Annotated in this window: 18 protein-coding genes and 1 riboswitch; of the genes, 6 read left to right on the top strand and 12 right to left on the bottom strand. The window is 69.0% G+C overall.

What is annotated here, in order from left to right:
* The first annotated feature begins 30 nt into the window (after positions 1 to 30).
* The gene (locus AC07NF_RS08665) at positions 31 to 1,101 is read left to right on the top strand and encodes a 2OG-Fe(II) oxygenase family protein (protein ID WP_494633723.1); all 1,071 of its coding nucleotides are present in this window, start codon (positions 31 to 33) and stop codon (positions 1,099 to 1,101) included.
* Here the strand turns inward: AC07NF_RS08665 and AC07NF_RS08660 are convergent.
* The 10 genes from AC07NF_RS08660 to AC07NF_RS08615 form a co-directional block, all read right to left on the bottom strand.
* Positions 1,089 to 1,865: a transglutaminase-like domain-containing protein gene (locus AC07NF_RS08660; RefSeq protein WP_492813874.1), complete on the bottom strand. Its 777-nt coding sequence runs from the start codon at positions 1,863 to 1,865 to the stop codon at positions 1,089 to 1,091. The two genes, AC07NF_RS08665 and AC07NF_RS08660, sit on opposite strands and share 13 nt — an antisense overlap.
* A 79-nt stretch (positions 1,866 to 1,944) precedes the next feature.
* A complete protein-coding gene (locus tag AC07NF_RS08655; protein WP_494633721.1) occupies positions 1,945 to 2,388 on the bottom strand; it encodes a hypothetical protein in 444 nt (147 codons plus the stop codon).
* Positions 2,385 to 2,807 carry a hypothetical protein gene (locus AC07NF_RS08650; protein WP_492813870.1) on the bottom strand — a complete coding sequence of 141 codons (423 nt, stop codon included), beginning with the start codon at positions 2,805 to 2,807 and terminating at the stop codon, positions 2,385 to 2,387. Before AC07NF_RS08650 ends, AC07NF_RS08655 begins: the two co-directional genes overlap by 4 nt.
* Positions 2,808 to 2,941: 134 nt before the next feature.
* Complete coding sequence (gene gcvPB, locus AC07NF_RS08645; RefSeq protein WP_494633718.1) at positions 2,942 to 4,516, bottom strand: aminomethyl-transferring glycine dehydrogenase subunit GcvPB; 1,575 nt, start codon at positions 4,514 to 4,516, stop codon at positions 2,942 to 2,944.
* Positions 4,513 to 5,859, bottom strand: coding sequence for an aminomethyl-transferring glycine dehydrogenase subunit GcvPA (gene gcvPA / locus AC07NF_RS08640; protein ID WP_494633716.1), 1,347 nt, complete (start codon positions 5,857 to 5,859; stop codon positions 4,513 to 4,515). The genes gcvPB and gcvPA overlap by 4 nt, the downstream gene beginning before the upstream one ends.
* Before the next feature lie 23 nt (positions 5,860 to 5,882).
* The gene (gcvH, locus tag AC07NF_RS08635; RefSeq protein ID WP_494633714.1) at positions 5,883 to 6,371 is read right to left on the bottom strand and encodes a glycine cleavage system protein GcvH; all 489 of its coding nucleotides are present in this window, start codon (positions 6,369 to 6,371) and stop codon (positions 5,883 to 5,885) included.
* Positions 6,265 to 7,377 (bottom strand): glycine cleavage system aminomethyltransferase GcvT, encoded by a 1,113-nt coding sequence (gene gcvT, locus AC07NF_RS08630; RefSeq protein ID WP_494633712.1) that lies wholly within the window; start codon positions 7,375 to 7,377, stop codon positions 6,265 to 6,267. Before gcvT ends, gcvH begins: the two co-directional genes overlap by 107 nt.
* Positions 7,378 to 7,542: 165 nt before the next feature.
* Positions 7,543 to 7,633, bottom strand: a riboswitch (glycine riboswitch).
* Positions 7,634 to 7,674: 41 nt separating this feature from the next.
* On the bottom strand, positions 7,675 to 10,167 hold the full coding sequence (locus AC07NF_RS08625; RefSeq protein ID WP_494633710.1) for a zinc-dependent metalloprotease: 2,493 nt from the start codon (positions 10,165 to 10,167) through the stop codon (positions 7,675 to 7,677).
* Between the two features lie 81 nt (positions 10,168 to 10,248).
* Positions 10,249 to 12,051, bottom strand: a complete 1,803-nt coding sequence (locus AC07NF_RS08620) for an arginine--tRNA ligase (protein ID WP_494633707.1) — start codon at positions 12,049 to 12,051, stop codon at positions 10,249 to 10,251.
* Positions 12,048 to 12,743 carry a Tat pathway signal sequence domain protein gene (locus AC07NF_RS08615; RefSeq protein ID WP_492813859.1) on the bottom strand — a complete coding sequence of 232 codons (696 nt, stop codon included), beginning with the start codon at positions 12,741 to 12,743 and terminating at the stop codon, positions 12,048 to 12,050. The genes AC07NF_RS08620 and AC07NF_RS08615 overlap by 4 nt, the downstream gene beginning before the upstream one ends.
* 142 nt (positions 12,744 to 12,885) lie before the next feature.
* On the opposite strand from AC07NF_RS08615, the gene ispH reads away from it, so the two are divergent.
* The 3 genes from ispH to rnhA are packed head-to-tail and all read left to right on the top strand — an operon-like array spanning position 12,886 to position 15,287.
* Complete coding sequence (ispH, locus tag AC07NF_RS08610) at positions 12,886 to 13,845, top strand: 4-hydroxy-3-methylbut-2-enyl diphosphate reductase (protein WP_494633705.1); 960 nt, start codon at positions 12,886 to 12,888, stop codon at positions 13,843 to 13,845.
* Positions 13,846 to 13,887: 42 nt separating this feature from the next.
* Positions 13,888 to 14,838, top strand: coding sequence for a homoserine kinase (gene thrB, locus AC07NF_RS08605; protein ID WP_494633703.1), 951 nt, complete (start codon positions 13,888 to 13,890; stop codon positions 14,836 to 14,838).
* Complete coding sequence (gene rnhA / locus AC07NF_RS08600; protein ID WP_492813854.1) at positions 14,838 to 15,287, top strand: ribonuclease HI; 450 nt, start codon at positions 14,838 to 14,840, stop codon at positions 15,285 to 15,287. Before thrB ends, rnhA begins: the two co-directional genes overlap by 1 nt.
* On the opposite strand, the gene AC07NF_RS08595 is transcribed toward rnhA, so the two are convergent.
* On the bottom strand, positions 15,284 to 15,703 hold the full coding sequence (locus AC07NF_RS08595) for a rhodanese-like domain-containing protein (RefSeq protein WP_494633701.1): 420 nt from the start codon (positions 15,701 to 15,703) through the stop codon (positions 15,284 to 15,286). The genes rnhA and AC07NF_RS08595 overlap by 4 nt on opposite strands.
* A gap of 87 nt (positions 15,704 to 15,790) precedes the next feature.
* Between AC07NF_RS08595 and ftrA the strand changes: the two genes are divergently transcribed.
* Complete coding sequence (gene ftrA, locus AC07NF_RS08590; RefSeq protein WP_494633699.1) at positions 15,791 to 16,768, top strand: transcriptional regulator FtrA; 978 nt, start codon at positions 15,791 to 15,793, stop codon at positions 16,766 to 16,768.
* On the opposite strand, the gene AC07NF_RS08585 is transcribed toward ftrA, so the two are convergent.
* Entirely contained in the window at positions 16,731 to 17,105 is a 375-nt protein-coding gene (locus AC07NF_RS08585; RefSeq protein WP_494633698.1) for a winged helix-turn-helix transcriptional regulator, read from the bottom strand. The two genes, ftrA and AC07NF_RS08585, sit on opposite strands and share 38 nt — an antisense overlap.
* A gap of 75 nt (positions 17,106 to 17,180) precedes the next feature.
* On the opposite strand from AC07NF_RS08585, the gene AC07NF_RS08580 reads away from it, so the two are divergent.
* Positions 17,181 to 18,035, top strand: coding sequence for an SDR family oxidoreductase (locus AC07NF_RS08580; protein ID WP_494633696.1), 855 nt, complete (start codon positions 17,181 to 17,183; stop codon positions 18,033 to 18,035).
* The last annotated feature ends 62 nt before the right edge of the window (positions 18,036 to 18,097 follow it).

Below are 18,097 nucleotides of genomic sequence, written 5' to 3'. Positions count from 1 at the left end.
CCGTAACCTGAAGTGTAGAACGGAAGGACGATGACCAAGCTGCTGCCCGGCGATCCCGCGCCGTCGTTCTTCGCCGTCAGCCACGGCAATCCCCGCTATGCGTTCGATGTCGCGGCCGGGCGCTATCTGCTGCTGGCCCTGGTCGGCGACGGCGACGAGGCCTTCGCCGATCTGGTGGAGCAGGTGCTGAACGAACAGGCCGAGCGCTTCGACGGCGAAAGCCTGGCCTTCTTCGGCCTGTTGCGTGACACCGAGCGCTGGAACCGCCGCGAGGACCGCCTGCCCGGCGCCCGCTGGCTGCTGGACGAGGCCGGCGCGGCCTTCACCGCCCTTGGAACGGCCGACGACCCGCGCTGGTCGGGCTGGATCCTGGTCGACCCGAACTTCCGGATTCTCGCGACCCTGCCCGCCGACCAGACCGAACGCCTGGCCCGCAGCCTGCCCGGGCTGCCTCCGGTGGCGACCCATGCCGGCGTCGAGCTCCACGCGCCCGTGCTAGTCGTCCCACGCCTGTTCGAGCCCGAGCTGTGCCAGATCCTGATCGCGGCCTATGAGGCCGATGGCGGCGAGGCGTCGGGCTTCATGCGCGAGGTGGAGGGCCGGACCGTCGAGATCCGCGATCCCAACCACAAGATCCGCCGCGACCTGATCCTGCCGCCGGGCGAGCTGCGCGACGCTGTCCGGGCCCGGATCCAGCGCCGCCTGGCCCCGCAGATCGCCAAGGCCTTCCAGTTCGCCGCCACGCGCATGGAGCGCGACCTGGTCGCCTGCTACGACGCGGCCGACCATGGCTTCTTCCGGGCGCACCGGGACAACACCACCAAGGGCACCGCCCATCGCCGCTTCGCCGTGACGATCAACCTGAACGCCGAGGACTACGAGGGCGGCGACCTGCGCTTTCCGGAGTTTGGTCCCCGCACCTATCGCGCCCCGACGGGCGGCGCGGTCGTGTTCTCATGCTCGCTGCTGCACGAGGCGCTGCCGGTGACCCGGGGCAAGCGCTACGCCTTCCTGCCGTTCCTGTACGACGAGGCGGGCGCCCAGGTGCGGGAACGCAATGCCGAGCATGTCGGCGTCGACGGCTACCGCTACACAGCCTGAATCGAGAAGCTCTGCTCGATCAGCGTGGCCTGGCCGAAGATGGTCATGAAGGCGATGTCGGCGGCGTCGCGCCCGGTGGCGACGCGGACCATGCCCTCGATCGGCGCCAGGCCCGTGGCGTCGATCAGCCGCCAGCGTCCGCCCAGATAGACCTCGGCGATGGCGTGCAGGTCCGGCGGCTCCAGCCGCCAGGCATAGGCGCTGACCGCGCGGGCCGGGATGTCGGCGGCGCGGCACAGGCTGATCGCCAGATGGGTGAAGTCGCGGCAGACGCCGGCGCGGTCGACCAGGGTGTCGACGGCCGTCGTGGCCGCGTCGCTGACCCCGAAGCAATAGTCCACGTGCTTGGCGATCCAATCCAGGATGGCCATGACCTTGCGCCCGCCCTTCAGGTCGCCGAACTCGCGCTCGCAGAACCGCTCCAGCCGGTCGGACGGCGCATAGCGGCTGGCGCGCAGGAAGGGCAGCACCTCGCTGGGCAGGTCGCGGATCGCCATGGCCGGGGCGTCGGCCAGGTCATGGTCGCGGTGCATCACCTCGACCTGGGCCCGGTAGAGCGCGTTCACCCGGCCCGACGCCGTGAACACCGTACGCCGTTCGTGGGTGACGGGATCGTCGACCCGCACGGCGTCGACATTGGGCCAGAAGGTCAGGGCCTCGGAATGGACCATCTGGTCTGGCCCATGCGCCGCCTCGATCAGCAGCAGCACCTCGCACGGGGTGGCGAAGTCGTAGGTCAGCGAGGCTTCGACGTCGAAACGCATGAGGTGTCCTGGGGGCGATGGCGGCGGCGCGCCTGCTACAATTCCCATGGACCTGATGGGTTCAGGACGATCTTGGCGGTCAGGCCGGCTTGGCCATCTTCCGCGCCACGTACTTCTTCACGCGCTTGCGGGTCTTCTTCAGCAGCCGCCAGCGGGCCCGGCGCAGGACCAGTTTCTCGGTGCGGAGCATCTGCTGCCAGACGACCAGCAGCACCTCGGGCTCGCGGCGCATCAGGCGGCGGATCGGGAAGACCAGCTTGGGGTGGCGCTTCTGCCAGCGGATGAAGGTCTTCCGCGCCTGGAACGAGTAGCGCAGCACGATCATCAGGCCGATGACCAGCAGCGGCAGGCCCACATGCCCCGGCAGCGGTGTCAGCACCGCCCCGGCGATGATCACCAGCGTGCCGAAGCCGATGGCGATCCAGCGGAAAGCGCGGGCCGCGGACTCGCGCAGCAGCAAGGCCAACCGCGCGCGGCGCCGGACCCTGTGCTTGATGTCGATCGTGGAGGCGGTGGCTGTCACCGTCCGGCTTGCTTCGCGGCGGCGCGACGCTTGAACGACTTGCGCCAGCGGGCGGCCATGCGCCACTTGCGCGGCACGATCAGGCGCTCGACGCGCAGGGCCTGTTGCCAGGCCACCAGCACGACCTCGGGCTCGCGACGCAGAAGGCGACGCAGCGGGAAGATCAACTTGGGATGGGCGTGCTGGAAGCGGACGAACTGCTTGCGCGCCTTGAACGAGTTGCGCAGCACCAGCATCAGGCCGACCACGGTCAGCGGCAGGCCCATGGGGCCCGGCAGCGGCGCGATGACGATGCCGCCGATGACCAGCAGCACGCCCAGCGTCACCAGGATCACGCGCAGGAATCGCGCGATGAGCTCACGGGCGAGATCATCGGCGGTGCGGCGGGCGCGCGGCATGGCGAGGGCGATAGCAGTCATTGGGAGGACTAAACGGGCTTGCGCTCCGCTTGCTCCCTGGAAAAGCCAGAGCGCCCCGACGCGCACCCCCGATATGTGGACCGATGAGGGCGCCGTAAAGGCGCCCTCTGGTCGCAACAGGGGTATGGTGTTTGCTATTCAGCCGCCAGTGGCGCTTCTGCCACAGGTTTCCACCTCAACCGGGGCTTGCGGGCCGCTTGGGTCTCGTCCAGGCGCCGGAGCGGCGCGTGGAATGGGGCGCCCTTGAAGCGCTCGACCTCGCCCGCCTTGGCCGCGCCGGCCAGCAGACGAAGCGCTTCGATGAAGCGATCCAGCTCCTGCTTGCTCTCGGTTTCCGTCGGCTCGATCAGCATCGCGCCGTGGACGACCAGCGGGAAGTACATGGTCATCGGGTGGAAGCCCTCGTCGATCATCGCCTTGGCGAAGTCGAGCGTGGTCACGCCGGTGCCTTCCAGCCAGCTGTCGTCGAACAGGGCCTCGTGCATGCACGGACCTTCGGGGAAGGCCGGGCTCATCACGCCCTTCAGCTGGGCCTTGATGTAGTTGGCGTTGAGGACAGCGTCCTCGGCCACCTGACGCAGGCCGTCGGCCCCGTGGCTCAGCATGTAGGCGTAGGCGCGGACGTACATGCCCATCTGGCCATGGAAGGCGCTCATGCGGCCAAAGGCGGTCTTGGCCCCCTCCTCGCCCGCGTGCTCGACCATTGAGAAGCCGTCATCGCCGTGGGTCAGCCAGGGGGTCGGGGCGAAAGCCGCCAGGGCCTCGCTCAGCACCACCGGACCCGCGCCCGGACCGCCGCCGCCGTGGGGCGTCGAGAAGGTCTTGTGCAGGTTGATGTGCATGGCGTCGACGCCCAGGTCGCCCGGACGCACCCGGCCGACGATGGCGTTGAAGTTGGCGCCGTCGCAGTAGAAGTACGCGCCCGCCGCGTGGGTCAGGCGGGCGATCTCGACGACGTCGCGCTCGAACAGGCCGCAGGTGTTGGGGTTGGTGACCATGATGGCGGCCACATGGTCGCCCAGCTTGGACTCCAGGTCGGCCAGGTCGACGCGGCCGTCATCGGTCTGGGCGATCTCGACGACGGTGTAGCCGACGAAGGCCGCCGTGGCCGGGTTGGTGCCGTGGGCGCTGGTCGGGGCCAGGACGGTCTTGCGATGGCCGTTGCCGGCCGCCTCGTGGGCGGCGCGGATGGCCAGCAGGCCGCACAGCTCGCCGTGGGCGCCGGCCTTGGGGCTGAGCGCGACGGCGGGCATGCCGGTCAGGGTCTTCAGCCAGTGGGCCAGGCGGTCCATCAGCTGCAGGGCGCCCTGCACGGTCGACTGCGGCTGCAGCGGGTGGATGTCCGAGAAGCCCGGCAGGCGCGCCATCTTCTCGTTCAGGCGCGGATTGTGCTTCATCGTGCACGAGCCCAGCGGATACAGCGCCAGGTCGATGGCGTGGTTCTTCTGGCTCAGGCGGACGTAGTGGCGGACAGCTTCGGGCTCGGACAGACCCGGCAGGCCGATCGGCGCGTCGCGCAGCAGGCCGGCCAGGTCGCTCGACGGGGCGGCGGCTTGCGGCAGGTCGACACCGGTCTTGTTCCAGCCGTCCAGTTCGAAGATCAGGGCTTCGTTCTGCAGCAGGCCGCGATTGCCCGTCAGGGTCTCGTGACCGCCGGCATCGTTGGCGGTTTCGGGGCGCGTGGGGCGGCCGACGTTGTTCATGCTCATTGGCCCACCGCCTTGGTCAGGATCTTGGCGAAGAAAGTGATGTCGATGTCCAGCGTGGTCTCGGTAGCCGCGACCAGCAGCACGTCGTCCAGGCCCGCGCCCGCGTCGAGGCGCGAGAACGGCACGCCGGCGATGACGCCATGGCCGGCCAGGGTCTCGACCACATCGGCGGCGTTCTTCGGCAGACGGATGGCGAACTCGTTGAAGAAGCGCGGGGTCAGGACCTCGACGCCCGGCACCGCCTTCAGGGCGTCGCGCAGGGCGACCGCTTTCTGGTGGTTCAGGGCGGCCAGCTGGCGCAGGCCGGTCTCACCCAGCAGGCTCATGTGGATGCTAAACGCCAGGGCGCACAGGCCGCTGTTGGTGCAGATGTTCGACGTCGCCTTGTCGCGGCGGATGTGCTGCTCGCGGGTCGACAGGGTCAGCACGAAACCGCGCTTGCCATCGGCGTCGACGGTCTCGCCGCACAGGCGACCCGGCATCTGGCGGACGAACTTTTCCTTGCAGGCGAAGAGGCCGACATAAGGACCGCCGAAGTTCAGGCCGTTGCCGATCGACTGGCCCTCGGCCACGGCGATATCCGCGCCCATCTCGCCGGGCGACTTCAGCAGGCCGTACGAGACGGCTTCGGTGGTGACCACGATCAGCAGCGCGCCGGCGGCGTGGGCGGCCTCGGCGATCTTGGTGACGTCGGTGACGGTACCGAACACGTTCGGGGTCTGGACGACGACGCAGGCGGTGTCGGCGTCGATGGCGGCGATCACCGCGTCCTCGGCGTCGACGGCCGCCGGCATGGCCTGGGTCGAAACACCGGCCGCGTGGGCCAGGGTCTCGATGGTCTCGATATAGTGCGGGTGGACGCCGCCCGACATCACCGCCTTGTTCCGGCGGGTGACGCGCTGGGCCATCATCACGGCCTCGGCCGCGCCGGTCGAGCCGTCATAGAGCGAGGCGTTGGCCACCTCCATGCCGGTCAGGGCCGCGACCTGGGTCTGGAACTCGAACAGGACCTGCAGCGTACCCTGGGCGATTTCCGGCTGGTAGGGCGTGTAGCTGGTCAGGAACTCCGACCGCTGGATGATGTGGTCGACCGTGGCCGGCACGTGGTGGCGATAGGCGCCGGCCCCGCAGAAGAACGGTCCCTCCCCCGCCGAACGGTTGCGACGGGCCAGGCTCGCCATCTCGCGCTCGACTTCGATTTCGCCGGCATGCAGCGGCAGGTCGACGGTTCCGTCGCGGCGGGCCGAGGCCGGCACGTCGACGAACAGGTCGTCGATCGACTTCACGCCGATCGCGCCGAGCATCTCGACGCGGTCTTCGGGGGTCAGGGGGAGGTAACGCATGGTCTGCTTTCGCGAGAACGGAATTAGAGGGTGGCGAGGAACGCTTCGTACGCGTCGCGGTCCATCAGGGCGTCGACCTCGGCCGGGTTCGACAGCTTGATCTTGGCGAACCAGCCGCCGCTTTCCGGCAGGGCGTTGACGGTTTCCGGCGCGTCGCCCAGCTCGGCATTGCCTTCGACGACTTCACCCGACACCGGGGCGTAGACGTCCGAGGCGGCCTTGACGCTTTCGACGACAGCCAGGTTCTCGCCCTGCTTCACGGTCTTGCCGGCTTCCGGCACTTCCACGAACACCACGTCGCCCAGTTGCTCGGCGGCGTAGGCGGTGACGCCCACGGTGGCGATACCGTCCTGGACGACGACCCATTCATGATCTTTGGTGAAACGCATCTCTGTCGGCCCTTGATTAGAGTTTGCGGACGTAACGGTTGGCGACGAACGGGGTAGCCACGACCTCGGCGGCCGCCTGCTTGCCACGAACGATGACCTTGAGCTTCGTGCCCACGGCCGCATAGGCCGGCGGGGCGAAACCGATGGCGATGGGGAAGCCCAGGCTGGGGGCGAAGCCGCCGCTGGTCACCTTGCCGATGACATTGCCTGCTTCGTCGGCGATCTCGGCGCCTTCACGGGCCGGGGCGCCTTCCAGCACCTTCAGATTGACGCGGACGCGCGACAGCTCACCGGCCAGCTCCTTGCCGATCCGGGCCGCGCCCAGATAGTCGCCGGCCTCGCGGCGCGACTTGCCGACGGCGAAGTTCAGCCCGCCCTCGATCGGCGAGACGGTCTCGTCCAGGTCGTGGCCGTACAGCGGCAGGCCGGCCTCCAGGCGCAGGCTGTCGCGGGCGCCCAGGCCGATCGGCTTGACGCGTTCGTCGGCCAGTAGGGTATTCCAGATGCGCTCGGCGGCGTCGGCCGGGACCGAAATCTCGTAGCCGTCCTCGCCGGTATAGCCCGAGCGCGAGATGATCGCGTCGACGCCAAAGGCGGTCAGGGCGACGGTGTCCATGAACACCATGCCGGCGGCTTGCGGCACATGAGCGGCCAGGACGGCGGCGGCCTCGGGACCTTGCAGCGCCAGAAGCGCGCGATCTTCCATGCGCGTCACCGTGGCCTCGCCGGCCAGGGCGTCGGCGATGATCTTGTAGTCGTTGTCCTTGCAGGCGCCGTTGACCACCACGAACAGGCCATCGTCGTCCGGACGCGCGGTCATCAGGTCGTCGATGATGCCGCCCTCGGCATTCAGCAGCACGCCATAGCGCTGCTTGCCGGCCTTCAGGCCCTGATAGTCGGCCGAGACCACCTTCTCGAAGCTCTTGGCCGGGTTATCACCACGCAGCCGGGCCTGGCCCATGTGCGAGACGTCGAACAGGCCGGCGTGCTCGCGGGTCCAGAGGTGCTCCTTCAGCACCCCGTCCTTGTACTGCACCGGCATGGAATAGCCGGCGAACGGCACCATGCGCGCGCCCAGCGCCACGTGGGCGTCGAACAAGGGGGTCTTCTTGAGGTCTTGATCGGACACTGGGCAGGCTCCTAGCGGGGTCGGCGAGACGACCGGCGTCCGCCGGTTGGTCGCGCCCCCGCTGTCCCTTGTGCCTGAGAGATTCCGGCCTTCCCCCTCTACTGTTTGGGGTCGGCCTTGCTCCTTCGGCGAGCCCCCTTTCCGGAGGCTGCTTTCCAGCGTTTCTAAACCCGCGCGGTCCTTTTGCCTGAGCGTTTCCGGGGCGGTTGCGCCTTCGGCCTCGGGAGCGAATCCCGATGTCTCCCGCGAGGGTCGTCGGGGTCAATGCGGGAGGGCTGCCCCTGAGTCAAGCGCGGCCTAGAGATCCCCGAACCAGTCATCCTCGCCGATCGGCGGACCGGGCGGCGTGACGACCTTGGCCTTGCCGTCCTCGACCAGGGCGGCCAGGCGGCCGCCGCTCTCGTCGGCGACGATCCCGGCCAGGGCGCGAGCCTGGGCGCGGTCGGCCGTGCCGCCGGTCGCGGCTGCCGTCAGCCCCTTGCCCCAGTCGGCCAGCCGCGCGCGGATCACGGCGGCGGCCGTCGGCGACAAGCTCTTGTCGTTGAGCGCATCGGCCAGGCTGACCACCATCCGCTGGCGAACGCGGCGGGCCAGCTCCACCTGACGACCGGTCGCCTTGCCGTCGAAGGCGGCGAAGGCCAGGGCCTTGTCCAGCAGGCCTTCCACGCCCGGCTGGGCGGCGTCACGACGCTTGGCCTCGACTAGGCGGTTCAGGCGCGCCGGCGCGAAGAGATCGCTCCAGACCATGTCGGCCGCGACCTCGGCTGTGGCGGGCAGGTCGAACACCGGCCCCTGTTGGAAGGTCTCGATCTCGTAGGCGTGGTCAGTCCCCTGCGACTGGCCCGAGGTCAGGACGTCCAGGGTCTTGTCGGAGAGGTCCAGCGCGACCGGCGTCACCGTCTTGAGCAGGGCGTCGATGGCCGCAGCCTGGCGGGCGGCCGGGACCGGCTTGCTGGCCTCGTGGCCGTCGCCCTGCGCGCCATAGGTGAAGTCGACCCCGCCGACCAGCTTGGCCGTCGCGTCGACCTGGTAGCGGTGGAAGATGTAGATCGGCACGACGATGCGGCGCAGGTCCGCCACCGACGCGCCCTTGGGCAGGTTGCCCAGGCCGAAGCGGTCCAGGGCGATCTTGCGCACAGCCATGATCTGGTCGAGCTCGGCGACAGGATCGGCGCCGTTGTCCCACACCGCGCCTAACGGATGCGGCGTGTCCGCAGCGCGCGCGTCCTCGTCGGAGACATAGCGCAAGCCCTCGGCCTGGCTCTTGTCGGCCTTCGCCTTCAGCCAGGCCTTCTCGTCGACGCCCGCCGGCGCGACGCCGTACAGCCAGTCGATGACGAACCTGTCCCAGGCCCCGATCCCGCGCCCATAGGCGTCGGAGAAGTCCAGCTGGCCGTCCTTGATGGCGACCTTCGGCCCTGGATAGTCCATGACCGAGGCGCGGCCGGCATAGGTGCTGGCCGCGAAATTGTGCTGCAGGCCGATCGAGTGGCCGATCTCGTGCGGCGACAGCTGGCGGATGCGGGCCAGCGAGATCTCGATCGGATCATTCGGCCCGCCCGTGCCGGTCTTGTCGGCGCCCAGCAGGCCCTCGAAGATCAGCCGATCCTGGCGGATGCGGTCCGAGCCCAGCAGGACGTCGCCCTTGATGATCTCGCCCGTGCGCGGATCGACCACCGCGTGGCCGTACGACCAGCCGCGCGTCTGGCGGTGGACCCAGTTGACGACGTTGTAACGGGCGTCCAGCGGGCTGACCCCATCGGGCAGCACCTCGACCTTGAAGGCGTCGATGAAGCCGGCCGCCTCGAACGCCTGGTTCCACCAGCGGCCGCCCTCGACCAGGGCCGAGCGCACCGGCTCGGGCGCGGCGCGGTCGACATAGAAGACGATCGGCTTCTTGACCGGCGAACGGGCGGCGGCGGGATCGGTCTTCTCCAGGCGGAAGCGGTGCGCCAGGCGATAGACCACCGGCTCGTTCAGCGGCGCGGAATAGTCCGCCACGGTGTGGTCGATGACGCCGACACGCGGGTCGTTCTGGCGCGGGACGTAGCCCGGCTCGGGCAGGGCCACGAACGAGTGGTGCAGCACCAGGGTGACGTTGCGCGGATCCGGGACGATGCCGCGCACCTCCGATCCCGGGTCGTCGCCGACGAAGGTCTCGACCGCCTCCAGCTCGACGTTCAGCGGGAAGACGTTGACCTCGCCGGTGTCGGCATAGGACAGGCCGTCGTTCAGCCGGAAGTCGCCCTGCTTGCTGCGCTTCAGGGTCTTGGCCACGCCTTGAGCGTCACGGACCAGGAAGCTGGTGACATCGACCAGCAGGCGACCGTCCGCCCCCTCGGCCTCGATGGCGTTGGACCAGACGCTGGAGACCGGGAACGAGTCCTTCACCGCCGCCTGCTCGTCGACCGAGCCGCGGGGAGCCAGGAACCCCCAGTTCTCGAACTGAGCGATGACCTTCCCGCCCACCTTGCGGAAGGCGATGATCTGGGTGTCGCCCGGCGCCGAGCGATCCAGGCCGGTCGGGTTCGAACCCAGGCCCGCGCGCAGATAGGTCTGGTAGAGATACCGCCCCGCGATCCCGTCCGCGCCCGGCTTGGGCAGCAGCAGCAAGACCTTGCCGTCCTTCTTGTCGACGAAGACCGGGACCAACCCGTCCTTGCGCTCGAGCCCAGCGGTGGCTTCGGAGAACTTGTCGGTGGGCTTGGATTTGTCGGCGGCCAAGGCCGGCGCGGCGATCGCACTCACGCAGACGCTCGCCATCAACATGGCGACCACGGACGACTTCATAACCCCTCCCGAACGCATAAAAGCGCCGGGACTGTCCTGCGCCCTCGCGGCGATTGCAACCGCCGGAGGGCGCGGAGAGAGCTACATCCGCTCGGGCGCTTCGATACCCAGCAGGTCGAGCGTCAGCTCTAGCTGCCGTAGCGTCGTCTCGGCCAGCGACAGGCGCGAGGCCCGCAGCTCTTCGGTGTCGGCGCTCATGATCGGGCAGGCGGCGTAGAACTTCGAGAAGGTCTGGGCCAGCTTGTAGGCGTGCTCGGCCACGAAGTTGGGGGCCTTCTTGTCGTAGGCTTCCTGCAGGGCGCCCTCGAAGGCGTCCAGCAGCATGGCCAGGTCGCGCTCGGCCGGTTCGTGGATCACGATCCGGCCGGCGGTCGCGCCGGCTTCGGCGGCCTTGCGCAGCACGCTCTTGATGCGCACCGACTGGTACAGCAGGTACGGGCCGGTCTTGCCCTCGAAGCTGGTGAAGCGGTCGAGGTCGAAGACGTACGAGGTGCCGCGGAAGTTCTGCAGGTCGGCGAACTTCAGGGCCGCCACGCCAACCTTGTGGGCGGTGTCTTCGAACTGGGCTTCCGACAGCTCGGCGCCCAGGCCGGCTTCGCGCAGGCGCTCACGGGCCTTTTCGCGGGCCATCTCGATCAGGTCATGCAGCTTCAGGACGCCGCCGGCGCGGGTCTTGAAGGGCTTGCCGTCCGTGCCGTTCATGGTGCCGAAGCCGATATGCTCCAGCGAGCCCTCGGTGGCGTAGTCGGCCAGATAGGCGGCGCGGAACACGGTCTCGAAGTGCAGGGCCTGGCGCTGGTCCACGCAGTAGAGGATCAGGTGCGGGTCGAACGACTTGCGACGATCCAGGATCGTGGCCAGATCGGTCGTGCCGTACATGGCCGAGCCTTCCGACGAGACGACCAGCAGCGGCGGCACGTCCTGCTTGTCGCCCTCGCGGGCCACGCGGACGATGCGGGCGCCCTGGTCCTCGACCAGCAGGCCCTTGTGCTCCAGCTGGTTGACCATCGGCTCGATCAGGTCGTTGACGTCGCTCTCGCCCTTCCACAGGTCGAAATCGACGCCCAGGGCGTGGAACTCGCGCTCCAGGGCCACGCGGCTGACATTGACGAAGTGGCGCCACAGCAGGCGGTAGCCGAAGCGGCCGTTCTGCAGTTCGGCGGTCGCCTTGCGGGCGCGCTCCTTGAAGGCTGGATCTTCCTTCTGGCGCACCGAAGCGGCCGGATAGATGCGGTCGAGGTCGGCTAGGGTGATGCGACTCTCGAACTCGGCCATCACCTTGGCTTCGTCGGCGGCGCTGAAGCCGCGCGGCGCTTCCGGCAGCTTGTCCATCAGGGCGCGGATGAAGGCGTCCTCGTCGACGATGGCCGAGATGAGCAGGCCCATCTGGAAGCCCCAGTCGCCGAAGTGGGCGTCGCCCACCACGTCGTCGCCGCGGAAGCGGTACAGGCGCTTGACCGACTCGCCGATGATCGAGGCGCGCAGGTGGCCCACGTGCATCGGCTTGGCGACGTTGGGGCCGGCATAGTCGATCAGGACGCGGCGCGGCGCTTCCAGCAGCTGGGCGCCGACGCGGTCATCCCCGGCGATCTCGCGGACGCGGGCCGACAGGGCCTCGTCGCTGACGCGCATGTTGATGAAGCCGACCCCGGCGATCTCCACCGAGGCCAGGCGCGGGTCGCCCTTGAGGATATCGACGACCTGCACCGCGATCTCGCGCGGATTACGCTTGGCGCTCTTGGCCGCCGCGAGGGCGCCGTTGCACTGGAAATCGGCCAGGTCGGGTCGGTCGGAGGCGGTGACGCGTCCGAACTCGGGAGGAAGTCCGGCGGCCTGGAAAGCGGCCGCGGCCGCCTCGCTCAAGGACCGCTTCAAATCGTTCATTGCTTAGTGGTCGTCCCTGCTTGGGCGGTCTGGCCGGCATTGACCCGGAAGCGCTTGCCCTCACGGTTGAAGGCCGCCATTTCCGGCGTCACGTCGAAGCCGATCAGCACCTCGAAGTTCCCGCCGCTGACCTTGGCGTCGGCGCGCGGAATGGTGATCTGCTCGATGGTCTCACGCGCATAGGCGCGGTCCTGGCCGGCGGCGAAGGTCACCGGCAGGTCGAAATATTCCTTGGCGATGACCGACTGGTTCCGCTCGGTCACGGCGATCCAGTAGCGGTAGACATGCTTGTCGCCCTGGGCCTGCGGGCCCTTGCCCAGCTGGAACAGGACCTCGGCGCGGATCTTGATCGGCTCGTCGCTCTTGTAGGCGCAGCCCGAGCTCAGGCTCTGGATCTCGCCGGTGAAGCCGGCCTGGGCGGCCGATTCCTTGGCGTCCTTGAACTCGACATAGCGGCTGGCGTCGTACAGCACCTTCACATAGGGGCACGGACCAGCATTGCGCAGCTGCGGCAGCGGGGCCTTGGGCTGGTTCCACTCCTCGTCGCGCTTCTTCTTCTTGGCGGCCTGATCGCCGTCGTCCTGACCGCCACCACCGCCGCCGGGGCCTTGGGCGTGAGCGATCGTCGCCGTGGTCGCGGCGATCGAGACGGCCATCAAAGCGCTGAGGGCGAGCGAAAAGGTGCGGCGCATGAAACGTCGGTTCCGGACAAGAAGAGCCAAGCGGGGCCATGGAGCCCCTTCGGCGTCATGCAGCCTGATAAAGGCATATGCGTGACGTCGCAACGACGCAGACTCCTGGCGCCGGGCCTCTTGAGAGACTAGTTTCCGCGCCATGAACGCCCAGACCCCGATCCGTCGCCCGATCTCGCTCGTGCTGGCCAGCCCGCGCGGCTTCTGCGCCGGGGTGGATCGCGCCATCCAGATCGTCGAGCGCGCCGTCGAGAAGTTCGGCGCGCCGGTCTATGTGCGTCACGAGATCGTGCACAACCGCCACGTGGTCGATCGCCTGAAAGCCCTGGGCGCGGTGTTCATCGAGGAGCTGTCCGAGGCCCCCGACGACCGCCCGGTGGTGTTCTCGGCCCACGGCGTGCCCAAGTCGGTGCCGGCCGAGGCCCAGTCGCGGCAGATGATCTATCTGGACGCCACCTGCCCGCTGGTCTCCAAGGTCCATGTCGAAGCCCAGAAGCATTTCGACGCCGGCCGCGAGATCGTGCTGATCGGCCATGCCGGCCACCCCGAGGTGATCGGCACCATGGGCCAGCTGCCCGAGGGCTCGGTGACCCTGATCGAGGACATCAAGGACGCCGCCGCCTGGCAGCCCAAGGACGTGTCCAACGTCGCCTTCCTGACCCAGACCACCCTGTCGGTCGACGACACCGCCGACATGATCGCCCTGCTGCGCGAGCGCTTCCCCGATATCGCCGCCCCGCACAAGGAAGACATCTGCTACGCCACCACCAACCGCCAGGACGCGGTCAAGCACCTGGCCGAACAGGCCGAGCTGGTGCTGGTGGTCGGCTCGAAGAACTCATCCAACTCGGTGCGCCTGATGGAGGTCGGCCTGAAGGCCGGCGCCACCGCCGCCCACCTGATCGACGACGCCAGCGGCATCGACTGGGCCTGGTTCGATGGCGTCACCCGCGTGGGCCTGACCGCCGGCGCCTCGGCTCCGGAAGACCTGGTGCAGGGCGTGATCGACGCCATCTCGGCCCGCTTCGACACCACGGTCGAGGAACTGGTCGAGGCCCGCGAGACCATCACGTTCAAGCTGCCGCGCCTGCTCACCGCATAAGGGCGGCTTGACCGGAGGCCTCGCGTCGAGCAATCCGGCGCCATGGCCGTCTATACCGACATCACCGACCAAGAACTCGCGACCTTCCTGGAAGGCTACGACCTGGGCGCCGCGCTGGCGTTCAAGGGCATCGCCGAGGGCGTGGAGAACTCCAACTTCCTGCTGGAGACGGAGAAGGGCCGCTACATCCTGACCGTCTACGAGCGGCGGGTGAAGGCCGAGGAGCTGCCCTACTTCCTCAACATGCTGACCTGGCTGGCCGACAAGGGTTATCCCAGCGCCCGGCCGGTCGCCGATCGCAAGGGCGCGACGCTGTCGACCCTGCGCGGCAAGGCCGCCGCGATCGTCGAGTTCCTGCCCGGGCTGTCGGTGCGCAAGCCGACCGCCGCCCACTGCCGCGAAGCGGGCGAAGGCCTGGCCTGGCTGCACCTGGCCGGCGAGGGTTATCCGGCCCGCCGCGCCAATGACCTGGGCCAGAGCGCCTGGGCCCCGCTGTTTTCCAAGCACCGCAAGGCGGCCGGAGACCTCAAGCCGGGCCTGTCGGCGACCATCGACAACGACCTGGCGCAGCTGTCCTTGATGTGGCCGCGTAACCTGCCGTCGGGCACGATCCACGCCGACTATTTCCCGGACAATGTCTTCTTCCAGCCGAACGGCAAGTTCGCCGCCGCGATCGACTTCTATTTCGCCTGCGACGACAGCTACGCCTACGACGTCGCGGTGACCCTGAACGCCTGGTGCTTCGAGGCCGACGGCAGCTTCAACATCACCGCCGCCAAGGCGCTGCTGAACGGCTATGAGCGCCGCCGGCCCTTGAGCCCGGCCGAGAAGGAAGCCCTGCCGATCCTGGCGCGCGGGGCGGCCATGCGCTTCTTCCTGACCCGTCTGGCCGACTGGGGCGCGACGCCCGCCGGCGCGCTGGTGCGGCCCAAGGATCCGCTGGAGTACGAGCGCAAGCTGGCCGTCCACCGCGAGGGCCTGGTGCTGTTCTGATGACGCCCAAGGTCACGATCTATACCGACGGCGCCTGCAAGGGGAATCCCGGCCCGGGCGGCTGGGGCGCCATCCTGTTCTATGGCGACAAGAAGAAAGAAATCTGCGGCGGCGAGCCGGCGACCACCAACAACCGCATGGAGTTGATGGGCGCGATCTCGGCGCTGGAGCTCTTGAACCGCCCCTGCAAGGTCGAGCTGCATACCGACAGCCAGTACGTGATGAAGGGCATCCAGGAGTGGATCAAGGGCTGGAAGGCCCGCGGCTGGAAGACGGCCGACAAGAGCCCCGTGAAGAACGATGACCTGTGGAAGCGCCTCGACGCCGCGCGCGCGCGGCACGACGTCGACTGGCGCTGGGTCAAGGGTCACGCCGGCCATCCGCTGAACGAACGCGCCGACGCCCTGGCCAATGAAGGCCTGCGCAAGGCCAATCCGCGGTTCGTTTAGGCCGCGAGACTGCCAGGCTCTGAACCGGTGGCGAAGGCCAGGCCTTCGTCCTCCCAGCCGGTAATGCCGCCGATCATCAGCTTCACCGATCGGCCCAGCTGGGCCAGCTTCAGCGCGGCGCGGTCAGCGCCGTTGCAGTGCGGCCCGGCGCAATAGACGACGAACAGGGTGCTGGCGGGCCACTCGGCCATGCGCTCGAAGGTCATGTCGGCATGGCGCAGGTGGATCGCGCCGGGCACGTGGCGGCGGGCATAGGCCTGGGGCGAGCCGACGACGTGCAGCAGGACGAAGTCGACCTGGCCGGCCTTCATGGAGGCGGCGACGTCGGCGCAGTCGGTCTCCAGCGACAGGCGGGCGGCGAAGTGGGCGGCGGCGTCGCGGAAGGACGCGGCGGGGATCTCGGACACGTAGCTCATGGCGCTCTCCAGCAGTTGATGAGCTGAGACTTGCCGCATGCTGCCTAGTCGCGTTAGCTGGCGAGATCGACACTGAGCGTAAAGATCATGCCAAACCGTCTTGTCGTCGCCCTTGCCTATGACGGCCTCTGCACCTTCGAGTACGGGGTGACGGTCGAGCTCTTCGCCCTGCCCCGGCCGGAGATGGGGCCGGACTGGTATCGCTTCGCCACCGCGGCCGTGGAGCCGGGCGACCTGAAAGGCCTGGGTGGCGTGCGGATCGTCGGTGATGGCGGACTCGAACTGCTCTCGCAGGCCAGCGTCATCGTCGCGCCCGGCTGGCGGGGCATGGACCAGCCTGTGCCGGCGCCGCTGATCGAGGCGCTGCGGAAAGCTCACGCCGACGGCGCGCGGCTGATGTCGATCTGTTCGGGCGTCTTCGTGCTGGCGGCCACGGGCCTGCTGGACGGCCGGCGGGCCACGACCCACTGGCGTTATGCCCACGCCCTGCGCGAGCGCTATCCGGCCATCCAGGTCCAGCCGGACGTGCTGTATGTCGACGAGGGCGACCTGCTGACCTCGGCCGGCAGCGCGGCGGGCATCGACCTCGGTTTGCACCTGATCCGTCGCGACTTCGGCCCCGAGGCGGCCAACACCGTCGCCCGCCGGTTGGTCGTGCCGCCGCACCGGGACGGCGGCCAGGCCCAGTTCGTCCAGCGGCCAGTGCCCGTAGCGCACGAAGCCTCGCGGCTGGGACCGATCCTGGACCGCATGCGCGGCGACCTCTCGCGGGCGCACACGATCAAGGCGCTGGCCGACGCGGCCGGGATGAGCGAGCGGACCTTCCTGCGGCGGTTCGAGGCGGCCACCGGCGACACGCCCGCGCGCTGGCTGCTGGCCGAGCGGATGAACCGAGCGCGCGACCTGCTGGAGACCTCGCCCGCCGGCATCGAGCAGATCGCCGAGGCGGTCGGCTTGGGCGCGCCGGCTTTGCGGCACCACTTCCGCCGCCAGTTCTCGACGACGCCGGGGGCCTATCGGGCGCGGTTCAGGCGGGCTCCCGCGCCACGATCCGCTCGATATTGAGCTCGATCCAATCGGCCAGGCCCCGCACCTTCTCGGCGACCTCCAGGCCCATGGGCGTGAGGCTGTATTCCACGTGCGGCGGCACGACCTGATAGGCCACGCGGCGCACGAAGCCGTCGCCTTCCAGCTGCTGCAGGGTCTGGGCCAGCATCCGCTCGCTGACGCCGCCGATGCCTCGCCGCAGCTCGCTGAAGCGCCGCGTGCCGGTCTCCAGGGCTATCAGCACCAGCACGCCCCAGCGGCTGGTGACATGCATCAGCACGCCGCGCGACGGGCAGTCGGGCTCCATCAAGTCGCCGCGCGCCAGTCTTTCGGAGAGGGTGGTTTTTTCTTTCATACTTACATTCATGTATGTACTTACGGAAAGTAAGCAAGGCGCCCAGATCGCTTCCGTCATCAACGGAGAACGATCATGACCATCGCCGTCACCGGAGCCACCGGCCAGCTGGGCCGCCTCGTCATCGAAGACCTTAAGACCCGCGTCCCGGCCGGCGGGATCGTCGCCCTGGCTCGCGATTCGGCCAAGGCGGCCGACCTGGGCGTCGCGGTCCGCGCCGCCGACTACGCCCAGCCCGAGACGCTCAGCGCCGCCCTTGCCGGCGTCGACACCCTGCTGCTGATCTCCAGCGACGCGGTCGGCCAGCGCGTGGCCCAGCACCGCAACGTCATCAAGGTCGCCAAGGCCGCCGGCGTGAAGCGGATCGCCTACACCAGCATCCTGCGCGCCGACACGACCCCGATCGCCCTGGCGCAAGAGCACATCGCCACCGAGGCGCTGATCAAGGCCTCGGGCCTGACCTACGCCCTGCTGCGCAACGGCTGGTATTTCGAGAACTACACCGGCAGCCTGGCCGGCGCGATCGCGGCGGGGGCTGTCATCGGCGCCTCGGGCGAGGGCAAGATCTCGGCCGCCGCGCGCCGCGACTACGCGCAGGCCGCCGCCGTCGTGGTCGCTACGCCCGACACCGAGAACCGGGTCTATGAACTGGCCGGCGACACCGCCTTCACCCGCGCCGACCTCGCCGCCGAGGTCTCGCGCCAGACCGGCAAGGCCATCGCCTACAACGACCTGCCCGAGGCGACCTATGCCGGGATCCTGGAGAGCTTCGGCCTGCCAGCGCCGTTCGCGGCGATCCTGGCGCAGTCGGACGTCGGCGCGGGCCAAGGCGGGCTGTTCGACGACGGCCACGCGCTGTCGGGCCTGATCGGCCGTCCGACGACGTCGCTGGCCGACGCGGTCGCGCAGGCCCTGAAGGCGGCCGGCTAGGAAGCTGTGGGCGGCTGGCCGGCGGCGGCGGAAAGTCCTCGCCAACGGCCGGCCGGTTTGCC

The sequence above is a fragment of the Caulobacter sp. GW821-FHT10A06 genome (assembly GCF_059415805.1).
Note: the sequence above shows the minus strand (reverse complement) of the source record. Positions and strands in the feature narration are given on the sequence as shown.